Genomic DNA, 17,746 nt, shown 5'->3' on the forward strand with positions numbered 1-17,746 from the left:
CCTGGCTGACTATTCAAAAATGAATTCGTGAGTTGCCAGATCATGCAATTGTGGAGGAGCGAAGGATTGTCCACAATGGTCTTCAGGCGATGCCACAAGGGGAACGCGATGCAGGAGAACGTGATGCGCGACACCGTATTGATACTCGGCGCCAACGGCCGGCTCGGCCGCACCTTGGTGGACGCCTTTGCCGCCGCCGGCTGGACCGTGCTGGCGCAGGCACGCCGTGCGCTGGCCGGCACGGTGCCGCAAAATGTGCGCGGCCTGGCCATCGACGTGGCCGACACCGCGCAACTGCTCGCCGCGGCGCGCGGCGCCAGCGTGGTGGTGAACGCGCTCAACCCGGTCTATACCGAGTGGGAGCAGCACGCCGAAGCGCTGGCGCGCAGCGCGATGGCGGTGGCGCAGGCGCTGGACGCCCTGCTGCTCTTTCCCGGCAACGTCTACAACTTCGGCGAGTCGATGCCTGCGCTGCTGCGCCCCGACACCGCCGAGCGGCCCAGCGCGCGCAAGGGCGAGATCCGCCGCGCCATCGAGGCCGCCATGCGCGAGCGCGCGCCCGGGCTGCGCAGCGTGATCATCCGCGCCGGCGACTTCTTCGGCGGCCCGGGCCGCGGCGCATGGATGGACCTGGCGATCGCCAGGTCGCTCGATCAAGGCAAGGTGGTCTATCCCGGCCCGCGCGACCGCGCGCATGCCTGGGCCTACCTGCCCGACCTGGCGCAGGCCTTCGAGGCGGTGGCACGGCGCCACGCGGATCTGCGGGGACACACCGTGCTGCATTTCGCGGGATATACGCTAACGGGCGATGAACTGGTGAGCGCGCTGGCCGAAGCCAGCGGCATGGCGCACGCACCGCGCGTGGGTGGCATGCCGTGGTGGCTGATCCGCACCGGCGCAGCGGTGGTGCCGATGTGGCGCGAGCTGGCCGAGATGGCTTACTTGTGGAAGGTGCCGCACGCGCTCGATGGCACGGCGTTGGCAGCCTTGGTGGGCGAGCTGCCGCGCACGCCGCTCAAGCAAGCGCTGCGCGCAAGCCTGGGCGAACTGGGTTTGCGGGTGGCGGCCTGAGCGCGGGCTAGGCTTGCGCAATGAGGTCGGCGCGTGTCACCACGCTGCCGAAATGATGCCGCCACAGCTTCGCGCCCAGCGCACCGGAAGGATCGAGAGAAGACCCGACGGTGAGGTCGGAGATCAGCGTAGGCTGCAGGCCCGCATCAAACAGCGCGAAGCCCGCAGCCAGCACGCAGGTCTCGGTCTGGATGCCGGCAACAAGGACACGTTCCGGCGCCAGCTCGCGCAGATACGCAATCGCGTCGGCGGACGGAAGATAGCCATGCTTCACGAACACGCGATCCGCCGGAATCAGGGACTGGTCGCCGGTGCCGGGTGCCCAGCCGAGCTGGCGCATGAATGGCGTGCGCGATTCGTCATGGTGTTCCACGGTCGCCACCGAAGGCATCTGGCCGATCAGTGGCAGCAGGCCATCGATCAGCCATTGCGGCGGCGAGAACGTGGGCTGGACATCGACGATCAACAAGGCTTGTCGCAAGGTATTCTCTCCGGCGGTCGCATCGGAATGCTTGGCCGGGAGATTATAGGAGACGGAGCCCGCGCCCGACAGCGCGCATTAGTCCAGCATCGCCCCCAGCGTAGGCGGCAACCCGCGATTCGGCTTGCGCGGCGGCCGCGCAAAGCTGCCCTCCGCCGCGCCTGCGGGCGCCAGCGCAACCAGGCTCTCGCAATGCCGGATCGCGCTCGACACGCCATCCACCACCGGCACCGGAATCCGGTCCTTGAGCGTACGCGCCAGCCCGGCCAGCGGCGCGCCGGCCACGATGATCACATCCGCGCCATCCTCGCGCACCGCCTTCAGGCTTAGCTCCTCCAGCCGTGCCGCGTGATCCTCCTGCACGCTGCCGATATCGCGCAACGGCTGCTGCAACGAACGCACGCTGGCCAGCCGCGAGGTCAGCCCGTTGGCCGCCACGCACTCGCGGTACCAGGCCTCGATCCGGTGCGAAATCGCAATGATGGAGAAGCGCTGCCCAAGCAGGCACGCGCTGGCCAGCGCCGCTTCCGTCATGCCTACCACCGGCACGTTGAAGAGTTCCTTCAAGCCCGCCAGGCCCGGATCGCCAAATGCCGCTACCACCAGGCCGTCGAACTGCCCCTGATGCTCAGCGGCCACGCAAGCCGTCGCATAGCCGCCCACCAGCGCCTCGAACCGCGTCTCGATATAAGCCACGCCGAACTGCGCCGTAGCCATCGTCAGCGAAGTGCCAGGCGAAGCGGTACGCGCGGCCTCCGCGCGAATCAGCTCGGTAACGCTCTCGGAAATATTGGGATTAACAACAAGAATACGCATGATCGTGTCCGCAAAAATCAAACCAGCGAAGGCGCCCCCGCCGGCAAGAACCTTCCCCGCCCCGGCGCCGGCTCCAGATACTTCCCATCCTCCACCAGCAACTCCCCGCGCGAGAAGCAATGCACCGGCCAGCCGGTGACTTCGATGCCTTCATAGGGCGTGTAGTCCACCGCATGATGCAGGTCGCTATTGGCGATCCGCACCTTGCGCTGAGGATCCCACAACGCGATATCCGCATCGGCGCCCACGGCAATCGTTCCCTTGCGCGGATACAAGCCATACAGCCGCGCCGGCCGGTACGAAGTCAGCTCGACAAACTGATGCAGCGAAAGCCGGCCTTGCGCGATGCCGTTGAACAGCAGCGGCAGGCGCGTCTCGATGCCGGGCACGCCATTGGGAATGTGGTCGAACGGCTGAGCCGTGCCGCCCAGCTTCTTGCCTTGCGGATCGTCATAGTTGAACGGCGCATGGTCCGAGGAAAACACGCTGAACACGCCATTGGTCAGCGCACGCCAGACCGCCGCCTGGTTCTCGGGATCGCGCGGCGGCGGGCTGCAGACGCACTTGGCGCCCTCATAGCCATCATCGCCAGGCAACCCCATATCCTCGGCGGTCAGGTACAGGTACTGCGGGCAAGTCTCCGCCAGGATCGGTAGTCCCCTGCCCTGTGCCCAGCGAATCTGCTCGATCGCTTCCTTGCCGGAAACATGCACGATCAGGATCGGCACATCGACCAGCTCGGCGAACGTGATCGCGCGGTGCGTGGCTTCGCGTTCCACCAGCGCCGGGCGCGCCATGCCGTGGAAACGCGGCGAGATGCGTCCTTCCCCGACCAGCTTCTCGGTGAGCCAGGAAATGCAGTCCGCGTTCTCGGCATGCACCATCACCAGCGCGTCGTTGCGCTTGGCCACGTCGAGCACGTCCAGCATCTCGCGGTCGGACAGCTTCAGGTCGTCGTAGGTCATGTAGACCTTGAACGAGGTGTAGCCCTTGCGAATCAACTCGGGCAATTCGTTCTGCAGGACTTCCGGCGTAGGATCCGCCACGATCAGGTGGAACCCGTAGTCCGCCACCGCGCGGCCTTCGGCGCGGCGATGGTAGTCCGCCACCGCTGCCTTGAGCGAGCCGCCCTTTTCCTGCGCCGCGAACGGGATCACCGTGGTGGTGCCGCCGCACACCGCCGCGCGCGTGCCGGTGAAGAAATCATCCGCCATGCGCATGCCGTCGGGCATGGGTTGGTCCAGGTGGACATGGCCATCCACGCCGCCCGGCAGCGCCAGCAGGCCGGTGGCATCCAGCTCGCGCGCGGCGCGCGGCAGGTCGTGGCCCAGCATGGCGATGCGGCCGTCGCGCACGCCGATATCGCAGGTGAAGCGGTCGGAGGCGGTGACCACTTCGGCGTTGCGGATGACGAGATCGAGTTCGGTGTTCATGCGCCCTGCTCCTTCATTCCACTTCGGCAAACAGGCGGCCCCAGCCGCGCAGCGCGCGCGTGTCCACCCCGGCCAGGCGCAGCGATTTCCACACCACGGTGGAGATGGTGTCGTAGACGGGGATGCCGGTCTCGGCTTCCAGTTCTTGCACCAGGTGCGCGGCGCGCAGGTTGGTGCAGAACGTGGTGATGGCTGACGGCTTGTGCTGCGCCACTTCGCGCACCATGCGGCGGATGGTGTCTTCTTCCACGTCGGCGAAGCTGTAGTTCACGTGCAGGTCCAGGTGACGCTCGGCCGTGCAGCTAAAGCCGTTGCGCTTGTAGTTCTGCACGATGCGTTGCTGCACGTCGTCCAGGTAAGGCGTCACCAAGGCGAAGTCGCCCGCGCCGGTCTTCTCCAGGATTTCGTTCAGCGCCAGCACCGAGGTGGTGGCGGGAATGCCGGTGGCTTCGGTGATCTGGCGGCACAGCGCCTGGTCCTTCTCGAAGCCGAGCCAGCCGGACGAGGTGCCGTTCCACGCGATCACGTCCACGCGCGCGTCGGCCAGCAGCTTGGCCGCGCCGATGATCTTGTCGAGATCGAACTGGCCCAGCGCCTGGTCGCGCAGCGAGATCTCGGTGACGGTGAAGCGCGAGAAATGCGCGCTGACGTTTGGCAGGCCGCTCACCATGGCGCTGGTGATGGGCTCCAGCGCGGTGTTGGAAGACGGCGTGAGCATGCCGAGGAGGGTGCGTTTGGTCATGGGAATAAAGCTCTCAGGAGATGGCGTGGCCCGATGCGATGCGACGCCCGGGCCATGCTCGTTATTGTTCGGGCTTGTCGTTGAAGGCGAGGGCGGTGCCGGGCTTGCCGTGGCTGGCGCGGGCCAGCGCCAGCTCTTTCTGCAGCGCCGCTTGCCGCGCTGCGTCCGGCCTGACCTTGTTGCCGGCTTGCAGGGCAGGCAGCACGTAGTCGTTGACCATCTTGCGGTAGAGATCCAGGTAAGCCGCGTCGCGCAGGCCGCCGGCGGTGGACATGATGCTGTTCATCACCACCACGGTGTTTTGCTGCGGCAGCACGGTGATGAACTGGCCCTTGAAGCCCATCGCGCTGAACTCGCGCTCGCTCTTCACGATGTTGTTGACCCAGCAGTAGTAGCCATAGTCGGCGGCCGGACCGGCGGGCGTGGTCATGCGCGCCACCCAGTCAGCGGGCACGATCTGCTGGCCTTGCCATTTGCCCTGGTTGAGCATCAGCAGGCCGAGCTTGGCCATGTCGATGGAGCGCAGCCGCAAGCCCCAGCCGCCCGAGACCGCACCCTTGCCGTCGGCGCCGTCCCAGCGGTAGTGCGACATGCCGAGCGGCTTGAACAGGCGCGCCTCGGCATAGCGTTGCTCGGGCTGGCCGCTGACCTGCGTGATGGTGGCGCCCACCAGGACGGGGTTGACGTCGATGTAATCAAACTCCGTGCCGGCCTTGGTGCGCACCGCGGCGGAGGCGGCAACCTTCAGGCGGTCGGGCACGCCGTAGTAGAGCGTATCGGTGCCTTCCACCAGCTTGTAGGACAGGCCGCTGGACATCGACATCAGGTGGCGCAGCTCGATGTCCTGCTTGTCGGCCAGCGCCGGCGCCAGGTCCGGGCGCGCCGCGGCCAGCAGCGGGGCGGGCTTGTCCTGCGGGGTGAGCTTGCTGTCGCCCACCAGCGTGCCGACCAGCAGCGCGCTGATGAACTTGGTGACCGAGTACAGCTCGTGGTTGTAGTCGCGGCCGAGTTCGTCGCCATAGCGCTCGAACACCAGCTTGCCGTCCTTGATGACGAGCAGGCTGCGCACGTCGAGCTGGTCGCGGCGGATCCACTGGGATAGCTCGATGAGCTTGCGCGAATCGACGCCGACGGCTTCGGGCTGCGCCGTGGGCAGGTCGGCGGACTGCGTGGCGGTTTGCGCTGCGGCCGGCGGCGCGGCGTTTTGTGCGTGGGCGTTGCTGAGCAGCAGCAGGGCGGCCAGCGTGGCGGCGCGCGCCAGCTTGCGTTGACTTGTTTTCATGAGGTGTCTCCTCCACCGCCCGGCGCGGGGTGCGCTGCCAGGACGGGAGCGGTTCATGCCGCGGCGCTGCCGGTAGGTGCCGGCGCGGCGCGGGCTTGGGGTGGAACGGGTCGTGGAGATCGCGCCGGGCTCAGACCGGCAGCTTCTTCTCGTAGTCGATCGCGGTCGAGGACAGCAGCAGGCCCACGCCGGCGGCGGCAAAGAACATCAGCGCCAGGAAGTACGAGCCGGTGAACTGCACGATCATGCCGACGATGATGGGCACGGTGATGCCGCCGATATTGCCGCCCAGGTTCATGATGCCACCCAGCACGCCCACCTTGTTGCGGGTGCCGAGGATGGACGGGATGCACCAGAACAGGCCGCACCAGCGCAGGAAGAACAGCGTGCAGGAGAGCAGGACCACCACGACTACCGGATCCTTCACATAGGCCACCGAGAAGATCGACACGGTAGCCACCACGGCGGCGATGCCAAACAGCGTGCGCATCACCAGGTTGGGCCTGCCGCCCGCCGCCTTCCACTTGTCCGCGATCCAGCCGCCGACCAGTTCACCGACGAAGCCGGAGAAGAAGATGATGAAGCTGGCGCCGCCCATCTGCTTGATGTCGAAGCCGTGCACCTTGTTCAGGTAGTTGGGCATCCACGTCAGCAGGCCGTAGAACACGCTGTTGAAGCACATCCAGCCGATCGCCATGCACCACACGGAGCGGTACTTGAGGAAGTCGAGCGAGCGGCCCGACAGGTTGGCCGGCTCGGCGCGATGCTCGGTGGCTTGCGCGGCTTCGATATAGCTGGCTTCCAACTCATTGACGCCACGGTGCTCGCGCGGGGAGTTGCGCACGTAGTACCACGCTGCCAGGCCAGCCAGCACGGTGCCCACGCCGGCGACCACGAAGGCCAGGCGCCAGGAGCCCAGCGCGGTGATCAGCCAGGTGATGATGATGGCGCCGAGCGCCGCGCCCAGCGGCGCGCCGCCATCCAGCAGGGTGGCGCCGCGGCCGCGTTCGTTCTGCGTCATCCAGATCGCGTTGAGCTTGCCGCCGGCCGGGTAGATCGGCGCTTCAGCCGCGCCCAGCCCGAGCCGGGTCAGCAGCAGGGCGCCGGCGCTGGTGCACACCGCCGCCAGGGCCTGGAAGGCGCCCCAGAAGATGGTGGCGGTGGCGATCACGATGCGCGGCTTGTACTTGTCCGCCAGCATGCCGCCGGGAATCTGCATGACCGCGTAGGTCCAGAAGAAGGAGCTTAGGATCAGCCCCTGCATGGTGGGGCTGAGGTCGAACTCCTTGGCGATCAGCGGCATCGCTACCGAGAGCGAGGCCCGGTCGATGTAGTTGATGGCGATGAGGAACAACATCATCAGGAAAATCTTCCAGCGTACGGAGCTCTTCGTCTCCGTTAGCGCTGCAGCCCGGCTTGTCGTTTGCATGACGCTTGTCTCCTTTGGGGGAATGGTAGAGCGGTTTGTGTTGTGTGTCGCGCAACTGGGACGGAGTATAGGATACGTAATCTGTAATTACAACTGTCGTAAGTCATTGATTTTATTGTTAAGCAAACGCACAATTTTGGGATGTGTTAGCCTTCTTGTGGTGCATGTTCCCCATCCCGGTGATGTCTGTGACTCAAACGCTTCCTAAATCCACCCGCCTGCGCACCCTCGGCATGTCGGCCGAAATCGCCGCCCGGCTGCGCACCATGATCGAAGAGGGCGAACTGCCCCCCGGCGCGCGCATCGACGAGCGTGCCTTCTGCGAGATGTTCGATGTCTCCAAGACGCCGCTGCGCGAGGCGCTCAAGGTGCTGGTGTCCGAAGGCCTGGTGCTGCATCGGCAGTACATCGGCTACCGCGTGGCGCCGCTCGACTTCGATGAGCTGCGCTCCACCTTCGAGACCCTGCACGGGCTTGAAGCCACGGCCGGCGAACTCGCTGCGGCGCGCCTGTCCGAGGCGGCCATGGCGCGGCTCGAGCGCAAGCACCAGGCCATGCTGGAGGCCCACGCCGCCGGGCGGCGCACCGAGTACTTCCGCACCAACCAGGAAATCCACCAGCTGATCATCGACGGCGCCGCCAATCCGGTGCTGGCCGGCATCTACGCCACGTTGATGAGCAAGGTCCACCGCGCGCGCGGCGCCGCCAATGCGGATATGCTGCGCTGGCAGGAGTCGCACGAGGAACACGAGGCCATCATGGCCGCGCTGCGCGAACCGGGCCGCCTGCGGCTGGCGCAGGTGCTGCGCCAGCATTCCGAGAACACTGCAAAAGAAGTCCTGACCGTGGTCGCGCGGACCCTTTCCGAGCCCGCCGGCCGCATCGCCACCGAAGCCAAGGGGAAACGATGAAACTAGTACGTGTGGGTAAGCCGGGCGCGGAACGCCCGGGTCTGATCGATGCCGAAGGCCGCGTGCGCGACCTGTCCGGCGTGCTCGACGGCCTCGGGCCGCGGGAGCTGTCCGCCGAGGCGCTGGCGCGCCTGGCCAAGCTGGACCCGGCCACGCTGCCGGTGGTGCAGGCAGAGCGCTACGGCGTGCCCTGGACCGGCATCGGCAAGATCGTGGCGATCGGCCTGAACTACGCCGACCACGCCGCCGAGGCCGGCATGGCGTTGCCGGCCGAGCCCATCGTCTTCCTCAAAGCCAACAGCTCGCTCAACGGGCCCAACGACACGGTGATGCTGCCGCGCGGCTCCGAGAAGACCGACTGGGAAGTGGAGCTGGGCGTGGTGATCGGCAAGGTCGCGCGCGACGTCCCGCTCGCCGATGCGCTCTCGCATGTGGCCGGCTACTGCGTGGTGAACGACGTCTCCGAGCGCGAATTCCAGATCGAGCGCGGCGGCACCTGGGACAAGGGCAAGGGCTGCGACACCTTCTGCCCGGTCGGCCCGTGGCTGGTCACGCGCGACGAAGTGGCCGACCCGCAAGCGCTGGGGCTCTGGCTGGAGGTCAACGGCGAGCGCGTGCAAAAGGGCAGCACCGCCACCATGGTGTTCGACGTGGCCACGCTGGTGAGCTACGTCAGCCGCTTCATGACGCTGCACCCCGGCGACCTGATCTGCACCGGCACGCCGCCGGGCGTGGGCATGGGCTTCAAGCCGCCGCGCTTCCTCAAGGCGGGCGACACCATGCGCCTGGGCATCGACGGCCTGGGCGAGCAGGGCCAGACGGTGGTGGCGTACGCGTAGGCTGGGCCAAAACCACGCGCCATGACGACGGCTGTCTCACCCTCTCCCCTCAGGGGGAGAGGGGAGCACGACAACGCAGATCCGGCTTTTTGCCTGTCGCTTGTACCGCTGTCGACACCGGCACCGCACACCTGCACCGCACGCCTGCAAATCTCCCCACTATCCCTTTGAGCGCGGGATCGTCCCCCGTTCGCAACAGTTGTTCCCCTGATTTCGCTACAAAGGGTTAAACCGTTTGCGCTCTGCGCCCAGCGTGAAATACTGTTTTCTATACGCCCCGCAAAGGCCTCAGAAAAACGAGTACTGCCATGTCAGAACACGCCCCCGAACTGATCGAGTCACTTCTTGCCGACTCGCACGCGACCCGACCCGCCGCCGCCTCTCCCTCCACCTCCCGCGCTTCACGATTCTGTGAGCTGGCCGACACCGTCGACAGCCGCGCCGAGCTGGAAGCCATCCGCCACAGCATCCACCAGCACCCCGAGCTCGCCTTCGACGAAGTGCGCACCGCCGAGCTGGTCGCCACCTGGCTCGAAGCCTGGGGCTACGAGGTGACGCGCAGCGTCGGCGGCACCGGCGTGGTCGGCACGCTGCGCGAAGGCGGTGGTCCGCGCAGCATCGGCGTGCGCGCCGACATGGACGCGCTGCCCATTCATGAGCGCACCGGCTTGGCGTACGCCAGCATCCACGCCGGCAAGATGCACGCCTGCGGCCACGACGGCCACACCGCCGTGCTGCTGGGCGCGGCCCGCCAACTGGCCCGCACGCGCAACTTCAACGGCACCGTCAACCTGATCTTCCAGCCCGCCGAAGAAATCGGCTCCGGCGGCGGCGCCGAGCGCATGCTCGCCGACGGCCTGTTCGAGCGCTTCCCCTGCGACGCGATCTTCGGGCTGCACAACCACCCCGGCGTGGAAGCCGGCACCTTCATGTTCCGCGCCGGCCCGTTCATGGCGGCCTGCGATACGGTCGCCATCACCATCCGCGGCAAGGGCGGCCACGCGGCCCGCCCGCACCAGTCGATCGACCCGATCCTGGTCGCCGGCAGCCTGGTGATGGCGCTGCAGAGCATCGTGTCGCGCAATATCGACCCGAACGAAACCGCCGTGGTCACCATCGGGACGCTGCATGCCGGGCATGTGCCCAATGTGATTCCCGAGAGCGCCAAGCTGGAGCTGAGCGTGCGGTCGTTCAGTCCCGATGTGCGGCGCACGCTGGAAGATCGCATCCGCAAGCTGGTGACTTCACATGTGGAGGGCTATGGCGCTACGGTGGAGATCGATTACATCCGGGGCTACCCGGTGCTGGTCAACAGTGAGCGCGAGACCGAGTTCGCTCGCCAGGTGGCTGAGGAGCTGGTTGGGCCTGACAACGTGGTGGCGAATTTCCCGCTGATCGCCGGGAGTGAGGATTTTGCTTACTTCCTGCAGCAGCGGCCGGGGTGTTTTGTGCGGATGGGGAATGGGGCGGGGCAGCCTTTGCTGCATAACGCTGGGTATGATTTTAATGATGAGAATTTGACGGTTGGGGCGGCTTATTGGGCTAGGTTGGTGGAGAGGTATCTGGAGGATTAAAGGGGGATAGGGGTGGTTGGGGGCAAGGGCAGACCAGTTAGCTCTTGTTGTATTGGTTGGTGTCTTTTTTGGGCGGCGTTGGTTTTTGCACCCAAGTGCCATACGACATCCCCCTGCGGGGGCTGCCGTATGGCACTTGGGTGCAAGGGCCAACGCCGCAAAAATCAAAGCCTAACCACAAGACAAGAGCCAACGGTGCTGCCCTTGGGCCCAAAAACCATCATCGATCCAAAAGCGCCCAAAGCCCCAACGCCTAAAAAGCCCCACCCCACCCCCAAAATTCACCGAAAAAACCCACTAGGCGGCACCCCAAACTGCCTCCTAAACATAGTAGAAAACGCGCTAGGACTCTCATACCCCAAATCCAAAGCCACATCCACCACCTTAGCCCCGGCGGCCAGCCCCTCCAACGCCGACAGCAACCTCGCCTGCTGCCTCCACTGCCCAAACGTCATCCCCGTCTCCCGCGCAAACCGCCGCTGGATCGTCTTGGGATCCACCCCTAGCCGCTCCCCCCATTGCGCCAAAGTCAGCGCCGTATCGGGCGCCCCGACAATCGCATCGCAGATCTCCCGCAAGCCGGCATCCGCAGGCCGCGGCAAGTGCAACGGCAACGTCGGCACCAGCATCACTTCATCCAGCAGCAGCCGCATCAGCCGCCCGTCGCGCGATTCGGCCGCGTAGGGTGTCGGGATATCGATGGCGGCGAGGATGAGCTCGCGCAGCAGCGGCGTGATGCCCAGCACGGTGCAGCGGGTGGGCAGGTTGGCGGCGGCGTTCGGCCGGATATAGGCGGTGCGCATGCGCACGTGCCCGACCATGCGGATCCAGTGCACGGTGCCCCCGGGCATCCACATGCCGCGAGTTGGGGGCACGATCCATTGCCCTTCGGCGGTGGCGACCACCATCACGCCATGCACCGCGTGGATGAGCTGCGCGTTGGGATGCTGGTGCGGCTTGGTGACGTGGCCGGGCTGGTAGTCGGCGGCCATGGCGGTGACCGGCATGGGGCTGCGGTCGTATTGCAGGTAGGCGGGCGATTTGGAGTAGGTGTCGGCGCGGTCCATGCCGGGCGGGGAGGGGATCAGGCGGGGCGTGGGGTTTTCGTCGTGCCGGGCGAGCGGTGTGTCGTCTGGCCCGGTGTTGCGCTGCGAAATGTGCCTGACGGGACGGGGCATGTCCTTTTCTCCAAGGTTCCGGCCCTATTCTCGCAGGACAGGCGGATTTGCGCCATTTAGCATGGTCGCCACGATTCCCTAGTTGCCTTTTCAGCCCCCTAATTCTTCTCCAACATGAGCAGCCACATCGATACCGCGCCCGGCGGCGCGAATGCCTCGCCGCAAGGCCAGGCCCAGACCCCTACAAGCGCGCAGGCAGCCGAGCGGACCGGTTTTCGCGTGCTGGGGGCGATCAGTTTTTCGCACTTCCTCAATGACATGATCCAGTCGCTGATCCTGGCCATCTATCCGATGCTCAAGGGCGGCTTCAACCTCAGCTTTACCCAGATCGGGCTGCTTACGCTGACGTACCAGATCACCGCTTCGCTGCTGCAGCCGGTGGTGGGCCTGTACACGGACAAGCATCCCAAGCCGCAGTCGCTGTCGATCGGCATGGGCTTCACGCTGTGCGGCTTGCTGCTGTTGTCAGTGGCGCCTACCTATGGCGTGCTGCTGGTGGCGGCCGCGCTGGTGGGCACCGGGTCGTCGATCTTCCATCCGGAGTCGTCGCGCGTGGCGCGCATGGCGTCGGGCGGGCAGCACGGGCTGGCGCAGTCGATCTTCCAGGTTGGCGGCAACGCGGGCAGCGCTACCGGGCCGCTGCTGGCGGCGTGGATCGTGCATCAGCAAAGCAGCGTGGCGTGGTTCTCGCTGGCGGCGTTGCTGGCGATTGCCGTGCTGTGGCAGATCGGCGGCTGGTACGGCCGCGAGCTGGCGCATACCACGCGCAAGCGCAAAGCTGTCGCCACGCATGCGCCGTTGCCGCGCAGCACCGTGGTGCGTGCCATGGTGGTGCTGATGGCGCTGGTGTTCTCCAAGTATTTCTACATGGCGAGCCTGAACACTTATTACACCTTCTATCTGATGGAGCGCTTTGGCCTGACGCGGCAAAGCTCGCAGCTTTACCTGTTCGTGTTCCTGTTCGCGGTGGCGGCCGGCACCATCCTGGGCGGCCCGATCGGCGACCGCATCGGCCGCAAGCGCGTGATCTGGGCGTCGATCCTGGGCGTGGCGCCGTTCACGCTGATGCTGCCGCATGCCAACTTGTTCTGGACCGGCGTGCTGTCGTTCATCATCGGCTTTATCCTGGCCTCGGCGTTCTCGGCGATCCTGGTGTTCGCGCAGGAGCTGATCCCGGGCAAGGTGGGCATGGTGTCGGGGCTGTTCTTCGGCTTTGCTTTCGGCATGGGCGGCATCGGCGCCGCGGTGCTGGGCAAGCTGGCCGACGCGCATGGCATCCAATCGGTTTACCAGCTGTGCGCCTTCCTGCCACTGCTGGGCTTGCTGGCCATTTTCCTGCCCGACCTGGGCGGCGGGCGAAAAAAGCTGGCCTGAGCCTGCGCGCAGCGGCCCGCGGCCATATCGGTGTTCGATTTCATGCACCGTTGTGGCGCCAATGCGCCACATTGCAGCAACCCCACGCGGTGCGTGGCGCACCCGTGGGGCTGCCATCTCAGCATCAAGCATGTCCTGCCGGATGCCTGCCGCCTGGCGGATGCTGGACGATCACGCCGTACCAGCCCAGCCCCGGATAGGTCTCGTAGCCCGGCGTGCGGGCAAACGCCACCAGCGCGCCGTCCGGTGCCTCGTACCAGCCGGTGGGGTTGTTGTCGTCCTTCAGGGCGAAGGTCTCGGCCAGCAAGCCCACGCCATCCGACGCGGCGATGACGCGGTGCTTCGCGTCCACCAGCAGGCAGCGCGTGCGCTGCCAGTCATCCGGGGATAGCCGCACGCCCTTGACCACCGTCTGCGCCTGCGGCGCCCAGTTGAAGAAGATGGCGAGCACGCCGGCGGGCTCGCCGTTGGCGCGGCCGCCTTCGCGGATGGCGGTGGCGTAGGTGGCCACGCTGGCGTTGTCGAGAAAGCGCGACACCGCGACATCGTGCGCGACATAGTCGTCGCCCGAAGTCGTGGCAATCGCGCGCTTGAACCATTCCACGCCCGAGACATTGCGCCCTGCCACGCCGGGGTAGGCGTGCGGGCGGCCATTGGCGAGGACGCGTCCCTGCGCGTCGATGACCCACAGGTCGAGGTAGACGGTGTAGCTGTTCAGGATGACGCCAAGGCGTTCGCTCGCATGGCTGGCGGTGGTGCGCTCGGGGCTGCTCACTGCCTCCACGAGGGCGGCGTCGGTGGCCCACCAGCGCACGTCGCAGGAGCGCTCGTAGAGGTTGCGGTCGACCACGTCGATCATGTTCAGCGCCATGTCGGCCAGGCGCTGGCCCTGGTGGCCGCGCATCTGCCGGATCATGGCGTCGCCGAGCTGGGTGAGCTCGGCGATGGAGCCGCCCAGCTCCGTGGTCAGCTCGCCGGTGATGCCGGAGATGCGCTCGGAGACCTGCTTGACCTGATTCGCCACGACGCTGAAGCCGCGGCCTGCATCGCCGGCGCGCGCCGCCTCGATCAAGGCGTTCAGGGCGAGGAACTTCGTTTCCCGGTTGATTTCCGCGATGCTGGAGATCTTGTTGTCCGCGATAAATCCAACGTGGTGAGACAGCTCGACGATGCGGTCTGCGCTTGCCATACGGTATCTCTCATTACAGATCCAGTGACCAGTCAGGAGCCCGGCGTGTGCTGTCGAAAACGGTCCGCACCATGTTTGTTCTGCGTCGCTCCTGTCGTTCTGCATAGGCGAGAAGCGTGCCAGCCTGGCATCAGGCTGGCACCAGCGACAGGATGAGCGAGCGGATCAGCGGCCGGTCTTGTCCTGCGACACGTCCATGATCATGCGCGTGAGCAGGTACAGGCGCGGCGTGACCGAGTTGAGGTCGACGTATTCCGCATCGTTGGAATGCGCGCCAAAGCCGCGCAGGCCGAAGCGCTCGATCACCGGTGCCTTGGTGGCGGCCGCGGCGAACGCGGCATCGGTGCCGCCGCCCTCGGCGGTGTCGTACACGGCCAGCTTCTCGCCGATCTCCGCGTACACGCCTTGCGCGTGCGCGGCCAGCTTGCGCGCGGCGTCGGTGACTTCCAGCGGCGGGCGGCGGCGTTCGAACTTGACCTCGACCTTGGTATCGGGGATCAGTTGCTTCTTCACGCGTTCGGGCAGCGTGCGTTCCAGGCTGTCGTAGTCGGCGGTGCGCAGCACGCGCACGTCGGCCTGGGCCGTGGCGATGGCGGGGATCACGTTGCGGTTGGTGCCGGCGGAGGAAATTGTCCAGTTCACCTTGAGCCCGCTCTCGGGGTTGGACAGGTCGCGCATCTGCAGGATCTGGTGCGACAGTTCATACAGTGCGTTGCGGCCGTTCTCGGGCGAGCTGCCGGCGTGCGAGGCCTTGCCGTGCACGGTCAGCGAGATGGCACCGATGCCGCTGGTGGCGAGCGACAGGCGGTCGCCGGTCACGCGCGTGGCTTCGCAGGAGAACACCGCGTCTTGCTGGCTGCCCATCCTGGTCAGCATGGCGCGCGCGCCCGGCGAGCTGATTTCCTCGTCGCCGTTGATCAGCACGGTCAGCGTGCCGTAGTCCTTGAAGCCCATCTTCTGCAGGATGGCCACCGTATGCAGGATCACCGCCACGCCGTTCTTGTCGTCAGCGATGCCCAGGCCATAGGCGCGCTCGCCGTCGACGCGGAAGGGCTGCTGCGCCAGCATGCCGCGCAGGTAGACCGTGTCCATGTGGCCGATCAGCATGATGTTGCGCTTGCCCGTGCCCTTGAACTGCGCCATCACCATCTTGCCTACCTGCTTGGGCGTGTCTTCCATGCGGTAGACCTCGGTGGGCTCGATCAGCTGCGCGTCGCCGCCCATCGCGGCCAGGCGGTCGCGGATCAGCGTGGCGATGCGGTCCAGCCCTTCGATGTCCTTGCTGCCGGATTCGATCGAGACCAGGTCTTTGAGCGTGGCGATCAGTGCCGGCTTTTCTTGCTGGGACAGCTGGTAGGCGGGCTCCACCGGCGCCGCTTGCGCGGCAGCAGCGCAAAGCAGGGCGGCGAGCGCTGCGGCCGCCTTCAAGGAGGGACGAGGGGAAAACGCGCTGGTGTGCGGGGTAACGGTCAAACGCATGCGGTGGGCTCCGTGGTGCAGTGAGGAAAAACGCAGTGAGGGGAAACGGGTAAAGGGCAAGGCGGGGTGCAGGGTTCGTGCCAGGCGGGGCGCACGCATCGCTGCGACGCGCCTTTCGGCCGCGCTATTCGTCGGCCGCCTCGAAGCCTTGCAGCCAGCGCCGCAGCAGGCTTGCCAGCTGCTTGCGCTCGGCGGCCGAGAGCCCTTCGAGCAAGCGATGCTCATTGGCCACGTGCACCTCCAGCGCGTGGTCGATGCGGGTGCGGCCCGGCTGGGTCAGCTCGATCAGCAGCCCGCGCCGGTCGTCCGGGTTGGGGCTGCGGCGCACCAGCCCGGCGCGCTCCAGATGGTCGATCCGGTTGGTCATGGTGCCCGAGGTGATCATCAGCGAATCGATCAGCGCGCCCGGCGACAGCGCATAGGGCGGGCCGGAGCGGCGCAGCGTGGCCAGCACGTCGAACTCCCAGGTATTCAGGCCGGTCGGCGCCAGCGCGGACTCCACCGCGCGATCGGTGTGGCGCGCCAGGCGCCAGACTCGGCCGATGATGCCCATCGGCGCGGCGTCCAGGTCAGGGCGCTCGCGTGCCCACTGGGCCAGGATGCGGTCGACGCGATCACCCCCGCCTTCGGGTGCATCGTCGTTGCCGGCTTTAGGGGAGGGCGCCGTCGCGCCGCTTGCCTTGGGTTTGCCGCGAGTGGCCATGGTGGGCTGCTGTTTATCCTGGATGACGAGAATCTTGACATCAAGGCGTCTAGTTCGTAAAGTGAGATTTATATCTTGATATCAAGAATAGTTGCCTGAAGAAAAATGGAGGCATGACGACATGAAGCCCGACGCCCAGCCCGCCTCGCCAGCTCTGCTCGCGGCGCTCCCATCCTCGTCGTCCTGCACGTCCACCACGTCGTCCTCCACGGATGCGCCGCAGGTCCAGGTACGTACGGCGGATGTCCTGCTGACCGCTTCGGCGCCCCTGATCTGGGGCAGTACCTACCTGATCACCAGCCAGTGGCTGCCGCCGGGACAGCCGCTGCTGTCCGGCGTGATTCGCGCGCTGCCGGCCGGCCTGGCGATGCTGGCGTGGGGCCGGCAACTGCCGCGCGGCGGCTGGTGGTGGAAGGCGGCGGTGCTGGGCGTGCTCAACATTGGCCTGTTCCAGGCCATGCTGTTTATCGCCGCCTATCGGCTACCGGGCGGCGTGGCGGCCACCGTGGGCGCAATCCAGCCCCTGCTGGTGGTGCTGCTGGCGTGGCTGCTGCTGGGCGCGCGGCCGCATCTGGCTGCGTGGCTGGCGGGGCTAGGCGGCATTGGCGGCGTGGCCTTGCTGGTGCTGGGGCCCGCCGCGCGGCTGGATGCCGTGGGCGTGGCGGCGGCTGCGGCCGGCGCGGTGTCGATGGCGGTGGGCACGGTGCTCGCCAAGCGCTGGCGCCCGCCGGTCTCGCCGCTGGTGCTCACCGCGTGGCAGCTCACCGCGGGCGCCTTGTTCCTGCTGCCGTTTGCGCTGGCCTTCGAGACGCTGCCGGCGCGCCTGACGCTGCCCAACGTGCTTGGCTACATGTGGCTGTGCGTGGCCGGCGCCGGCGTGAGCTATGCATTCTGGTTCCGCGGCATCGGCCGCCTGCCGACCGCCGCGGTCTCCGCGCTTGGCCTGCTCAGCCCCGTTAGCGCGACCGTGCTGGGCTTCCTGGTGCTAGGCCAGACCCTGAGCCCGGCGCAGATGGCCGGCGCGCTGCTGGTGCTGGCCAGCGTGTGGCTGGGGCAGCGCGCGCCGAAGGCGGCGCAGGCCGCTGCCGGGGGCTCCGATAGGGCGCATCCGCCGTTGCCGCAGCGGCAAGGGTGAATGACATCGCGCCAGGGAAAGCCTGGGAAAGGAGGATGTGAAAGCGGAAACCTTTCATTGGAGTCCAGAGGGTTCGACTCCCTCCCGGCAAAGGCTAACCACCAGCCGGA

Annotated in this window: 16 protein-coding genes; 6 read left to right on the top strand and 10 right to left on the bottom strand. The window is 66.7% G+C overall.

Going from position 1 to position 17,746, the window contains the following annotated elements; genetic code table 11:
- Positions 1-123: 123 nt before the first annotated feature.
- Positions 124-1,071, top strand: coding sequence for a sugar nucleotide-binding protein (locus ACGLHR_RS16500; RefSeq protein WP_400095232.1), 948 nt, complete (start codon positions 124-126; stop codon positions 1,069-1,071).
- A 7-nt stretch (positions 1,072-1,078) separates the two neighbouring features.
- Here ACGLHR_RS16500 and ACGLHR_RS16505 read toward each other — a convergent pair whose 3' ends face one another.
- From ACGLHR_RS16505 to ACGLHR_RS16530, 6 genes are all read right to left on the bottom strand, one after another.
- The gene (locus ACGLHR_RS16505; RefSeq protein WP_318231248.1) at positions 1,079-1,552 is read right to left on the bottom strand and encodes an isochorismatase family protein; all 474 of its coding nucleotides are present in this window, start codon (positions 1,550-1,552) and stop codon (positions 1,079-1,081) included.
- 78 nt (positions 1,553-1,630) lie between these two features.
- Positions 1,631-2,368 carry an aspartate/glutamate racemase family protein gene (locus tag ACGLHR_RS16510; protein ID WP_400095233.1) on the bottom strand — a complete coding sequence of 246 codons (738 nt, stop codon included), beginning with the start codon at positions 2,366-2,368 and terminating at the stop codon, positions 1,631-1,633.
- Between the two features lie 17 nt (positions 2,369-2,385).
- Positions 2,386-3,801 carry a dihydropyrimidinase gene (gene hydA, locus ACGLHR_RS16515; protein ID WP_400095234.1) on the bottom strand — a complete coding sequence of 472 codons (1,416 nt, stop codon included), beginning with the start codon at positions 3,799-3,801 and terminating at the stop codon, positions 2,386-2,388.
- 13 nt (positions 3,802-3,814) lie between these two features.
- Positions 3,815-4,543 carry an aspartate/glutamate racemase family protein gene (locus ACGLHR_RS16520; RefSeq protein WP_267604998.1) on the bottom strand — a complete coding sequence of 243 codons (729 nt, stop codon included), beginning with the start codon at positions 4,541-4,543 and terminating at the stop codon, positions 3,815-3,817.
- A gap of 61 nt (positions 4,544-4,604) precedes the next feature.
- Positions 4,605-5,825 carry a serine hydrolase domain-containing protein gene (locus ACGLHR_RS16525; protein ID WP_400095236.1) on the bottom strand — a complete coding sequence of 407 codons (1,221 nt, stop codon included), beginning with the start codon at positions 5,823-5,825 and terminating at the stop codon, positions 4,605-4,607.
- Positions 5,826-5,955: 130 nt separating this feature from the next.
- On the bottom strand, positions 5,956-7,254 hold the full coding sequence (locus ACGLHR_RS16530; protein ID WP_400095237.1) for an MFS transporter: 1,299 nt from the start codon (positions 7,252-7,254) through the stop codon (positions 5,956-5,958).
- 182 nt (positions 7,255-7,436) lie between these two features.
- Between ACGLHR_RS16530 and ACGLHR_RS16535 the strand changes: the two genes are divergently transcribed.
- The 3 genes from ACGLHR_RS16535 (at position 7,437) to ACGLHR_RS16545 (ending at position 10,578) form a co-directional block, all read left to right on the top strand.
- The gene (locus ACGLHR_RS16535) at positions 7,437-8,165 is read left to right on the top strand and encodes a GntR family transcriptional regulator (protein ID WP_318231243.1); all 729 of its coding nucleotides are present in this window, start codon (positions 7,437-7,439) and stop codon (positions 8,163-8,165) included.
- Complete coding sequence (locus tag ACGLHR_RS16540; protein ID WP_400095238.1) at positions 8,162-9,004, top strand: fumarylacetoacetate hydrolase family protein; 843 nt, start codon at positions 8,162-8,164, stop codon at positions 9,002-9,004. The genes ACGLHR_RS16535 and ACGLHR_RS16540 overlap by 4 nt, the downstream gene beginning before the upstream one ends.
- 308 nt (positions 9,005-9,312) lie before the next feature.
- The gene (locus ACGLHR_RS16545) at positions 9,313-10,578 is read left to right on the top strand and encodes a M20 aminoacylase family protein (protein WP_400095239.1); all 1,266 of its coding nucleotides are present in this window, start codon (positions 9,313-9,315) and stop codon (positions 10,576-10,578) included.
- Between the two features lie 281 nt (positions 10,579-10,859).
- Here the strand turns inward: ACGLHR_RS16545 and ACGLHR_RS16550 are convergent, their stop codons facing one another.
- The gene (locus ACGLHR_RS16550) at positions 10,860-11,756 is read right to left on the bottom strand and encodes an AraC family transcriptional regulator (RefSeq protein ID WP_400095240.1); all 897 of its coding nucleotides are present in this window, start codon (positions 11,754-11,756) and stop codon (positions 10,860-10,862) included.
- A 114-nt stretch (positions 11,757-11,870) separates the two neighbouring features.
- On the opposite strand from ACGLHR_RS16550, the gene ACGLHR_RS16555 reads away from it, so the two are divergent.
- Positions 11,871-13,130 (top strand): MFS transporter, encoded by a 1,260-nt coding sequence (locus tag ACGLHR_RS16555; RefSeq protein WP_400095242.1) that lies wholly within the window; start codon positions 11,871-11,873, stop codon positions 13,128-13,130.
- A gap of 124 nt (positions 13,131-13,254) precedes the next feature.
- On the opposite strand, the gene ACGLHR_RS16560 is transcribed toward ACGLHR_RS16555, so the two are convergent.
- From ACGLHR_RS16560 to ACGLHR_RS16570, 3 genes are all read right to left on the bottom strand, one after another.
- Positions 13,255-14,319, bottom strand: coding sequence for a methyl-accepting chemotaxis protein (locus tag ACGLHR_RS16560; protein ID WP_400095243.1), 1,065 nt, complete (start codon positions 14,317-14,319; stop codon positions 13,255-13,257).
- Between the two features lie 165 nt (positions 14,320-14,484).
- Positions 14,485-15,798 (bottom strand): M20/M25/M40 family metallo-hydrolase, encoded by a 1,314-nt coding sequence (locus ACGLHR_RS16565; RefSeq protein WP_400095244.1) that lies wholly within the window; start codon positions 15,796-15,798, stop codon positions 14,485-14,487.
- 124 nt (positions 15,799-15,922) lie between these two features.
- Positions 15,923-16,501: a MarR family winged helix-turn-helix transcriptional regulator gene (locus tag ACGLHR_RS16570; protein ID WP_400095245.1), complete on the bottom strand. Its 579-nt coding sequence runs from the start codon at positions 16,499-16,501 to the stop codon at positions 15,923-15,925.
- 121 nt (positions 16,502-16,622) lie between these two features.
- On the opposite strand from ACGLHR_RS16570, the gene ACGLHR_RS16575 reads away from it, so the two are divergent.
- A complete protein-coding gene (locus tag ACGLHR_RS16575) occupies positions 16,623-17,636 on the top strand; it encodes an EamA family transporter (protein WP_400095247.1) in 1,014 nt (337 codons plus the stop codon).
- The last annotated feature ends 110 nt before the right edge of the window (positions 17,637-17,746 follow it).

This window comes from Cupriavidus sp. CuC1, from assembly GCF_044627735.1.
GTDB classification, from domain to species: Bacteria; Pseudomonadota; Gammaproteobacteria; order Burkholderiales; family Burkholderiaceae; genus Cupriavidus; species Cupriavidus ulmosensis.

Bases quoted from the DNA above. Each gene is read 5' to 3' on its own strand.
- ACGLHR_RS16525 (WP_400095236.1), bottom strand. From the start codon at position 5,825: ATGAAAACAAGTCAACGCAAGCTGGCGCGCGCCGCCACGCTGGCCGCC.
- ACGLHR_RS16565 (WP_400095244.1), bottom strand. From the start codon at position 15,798: ATGCGTTTGACCGTTACCCCGCACACCAGCGCGTTTTCCCCTCGTCCC.
- ACGLHR_RS16560 (WP_400095243.1), bottom strand. From the start codon at position 14,319: ATGGCAAGCGCAGACCGCATCGTCGAGCTGTCTCACCACGTTGGATTT.
- ACGLHR_RS16550 (WP_400095240.1), bottom strand. From the start codon at position 11,756: ATGCCCCGTCCCGTCAGGCACATTTCGCAGCGCAACACCGGGCCAGAC.
- ACGLHR_RS16545 (WP_400095239.1), top strand. From the start codon at position 9,313: ATGTCAGAACACGCCCCCGAACTGATCGAGTCACTTCTTGCCGACTCG.
- ACGLHR_RS16530 (WP_400095237.1), bottom strand. From the start codon at position 7,254: ATGCAAACGACAAGCCGGGCTGCAGCGCTAACGGAGACGAAGAGCTCC.
- ACGLHR_RS16520 (WP_267604998.1), bottom strand. From the start codon at position 4,543: ATGACCAAACGCACCCTCCTCGGCATGCTCACGCCGTCTTCCAACACC.
- ACGLHR_RS16570 (WP_400095245.1), bottom strand. From the start codon at position 16,501: ATGGCCACTCGCGGCAAACCCAAGGCAAGCGGCGCGACGGCGCCCTCC.
- ACGLHR_RS16540 (WP_400095238.1), top strand. From the start codon at position 8,162: ATGAAACTAGTACGTGTGGGTAAGCCGGGCGCGGAACGCCCGGGTCTG.
- ACGLHR_RS16535 (WP_318231243.1), top strand. From the start codon at position 7,437: ATGTCTGTGACTCAAACGCTTCCTAAATCCACCCGCCTGCGCACCCTC.
- ACGLHR_RS16555 (WP_400095242.1), top strand. From the start codon at position 11,871: ATGAGCAGCCACATCGATACCGCGCCCGGCGGCGCGAATGCCTCGCCG.
- hydA (WP_400095234.1), bottom strand. From the start codon at position 3,801: ATGAACACCGAACTCGATCTCGTCATCCGCAACGCCGAAGTGGTCACC.
- ACGLHR_RS16575 (WP_400095247.1), top strand. From the start codon at position 16,623: ATGAAGCCCGACGCCCAGCCCGCCTCGCCAGCTCTGCTCGCGGCGCTC.
- ACGLHR_RS16500 (WP_400095232.1), top strand. From the start codon at position 124: ATGCGCGACACCGTATTGATACTCGGCGCCAACGGCCGGCTCGGCCGC.
- ACGLHR_RS16510 (WP_400095233.1), bottom strand. From the start codon at position 2,368: ATGCGTATTCTTGTTGTTAATCCCAATATTTCCGAGAGCGTTACCGAG.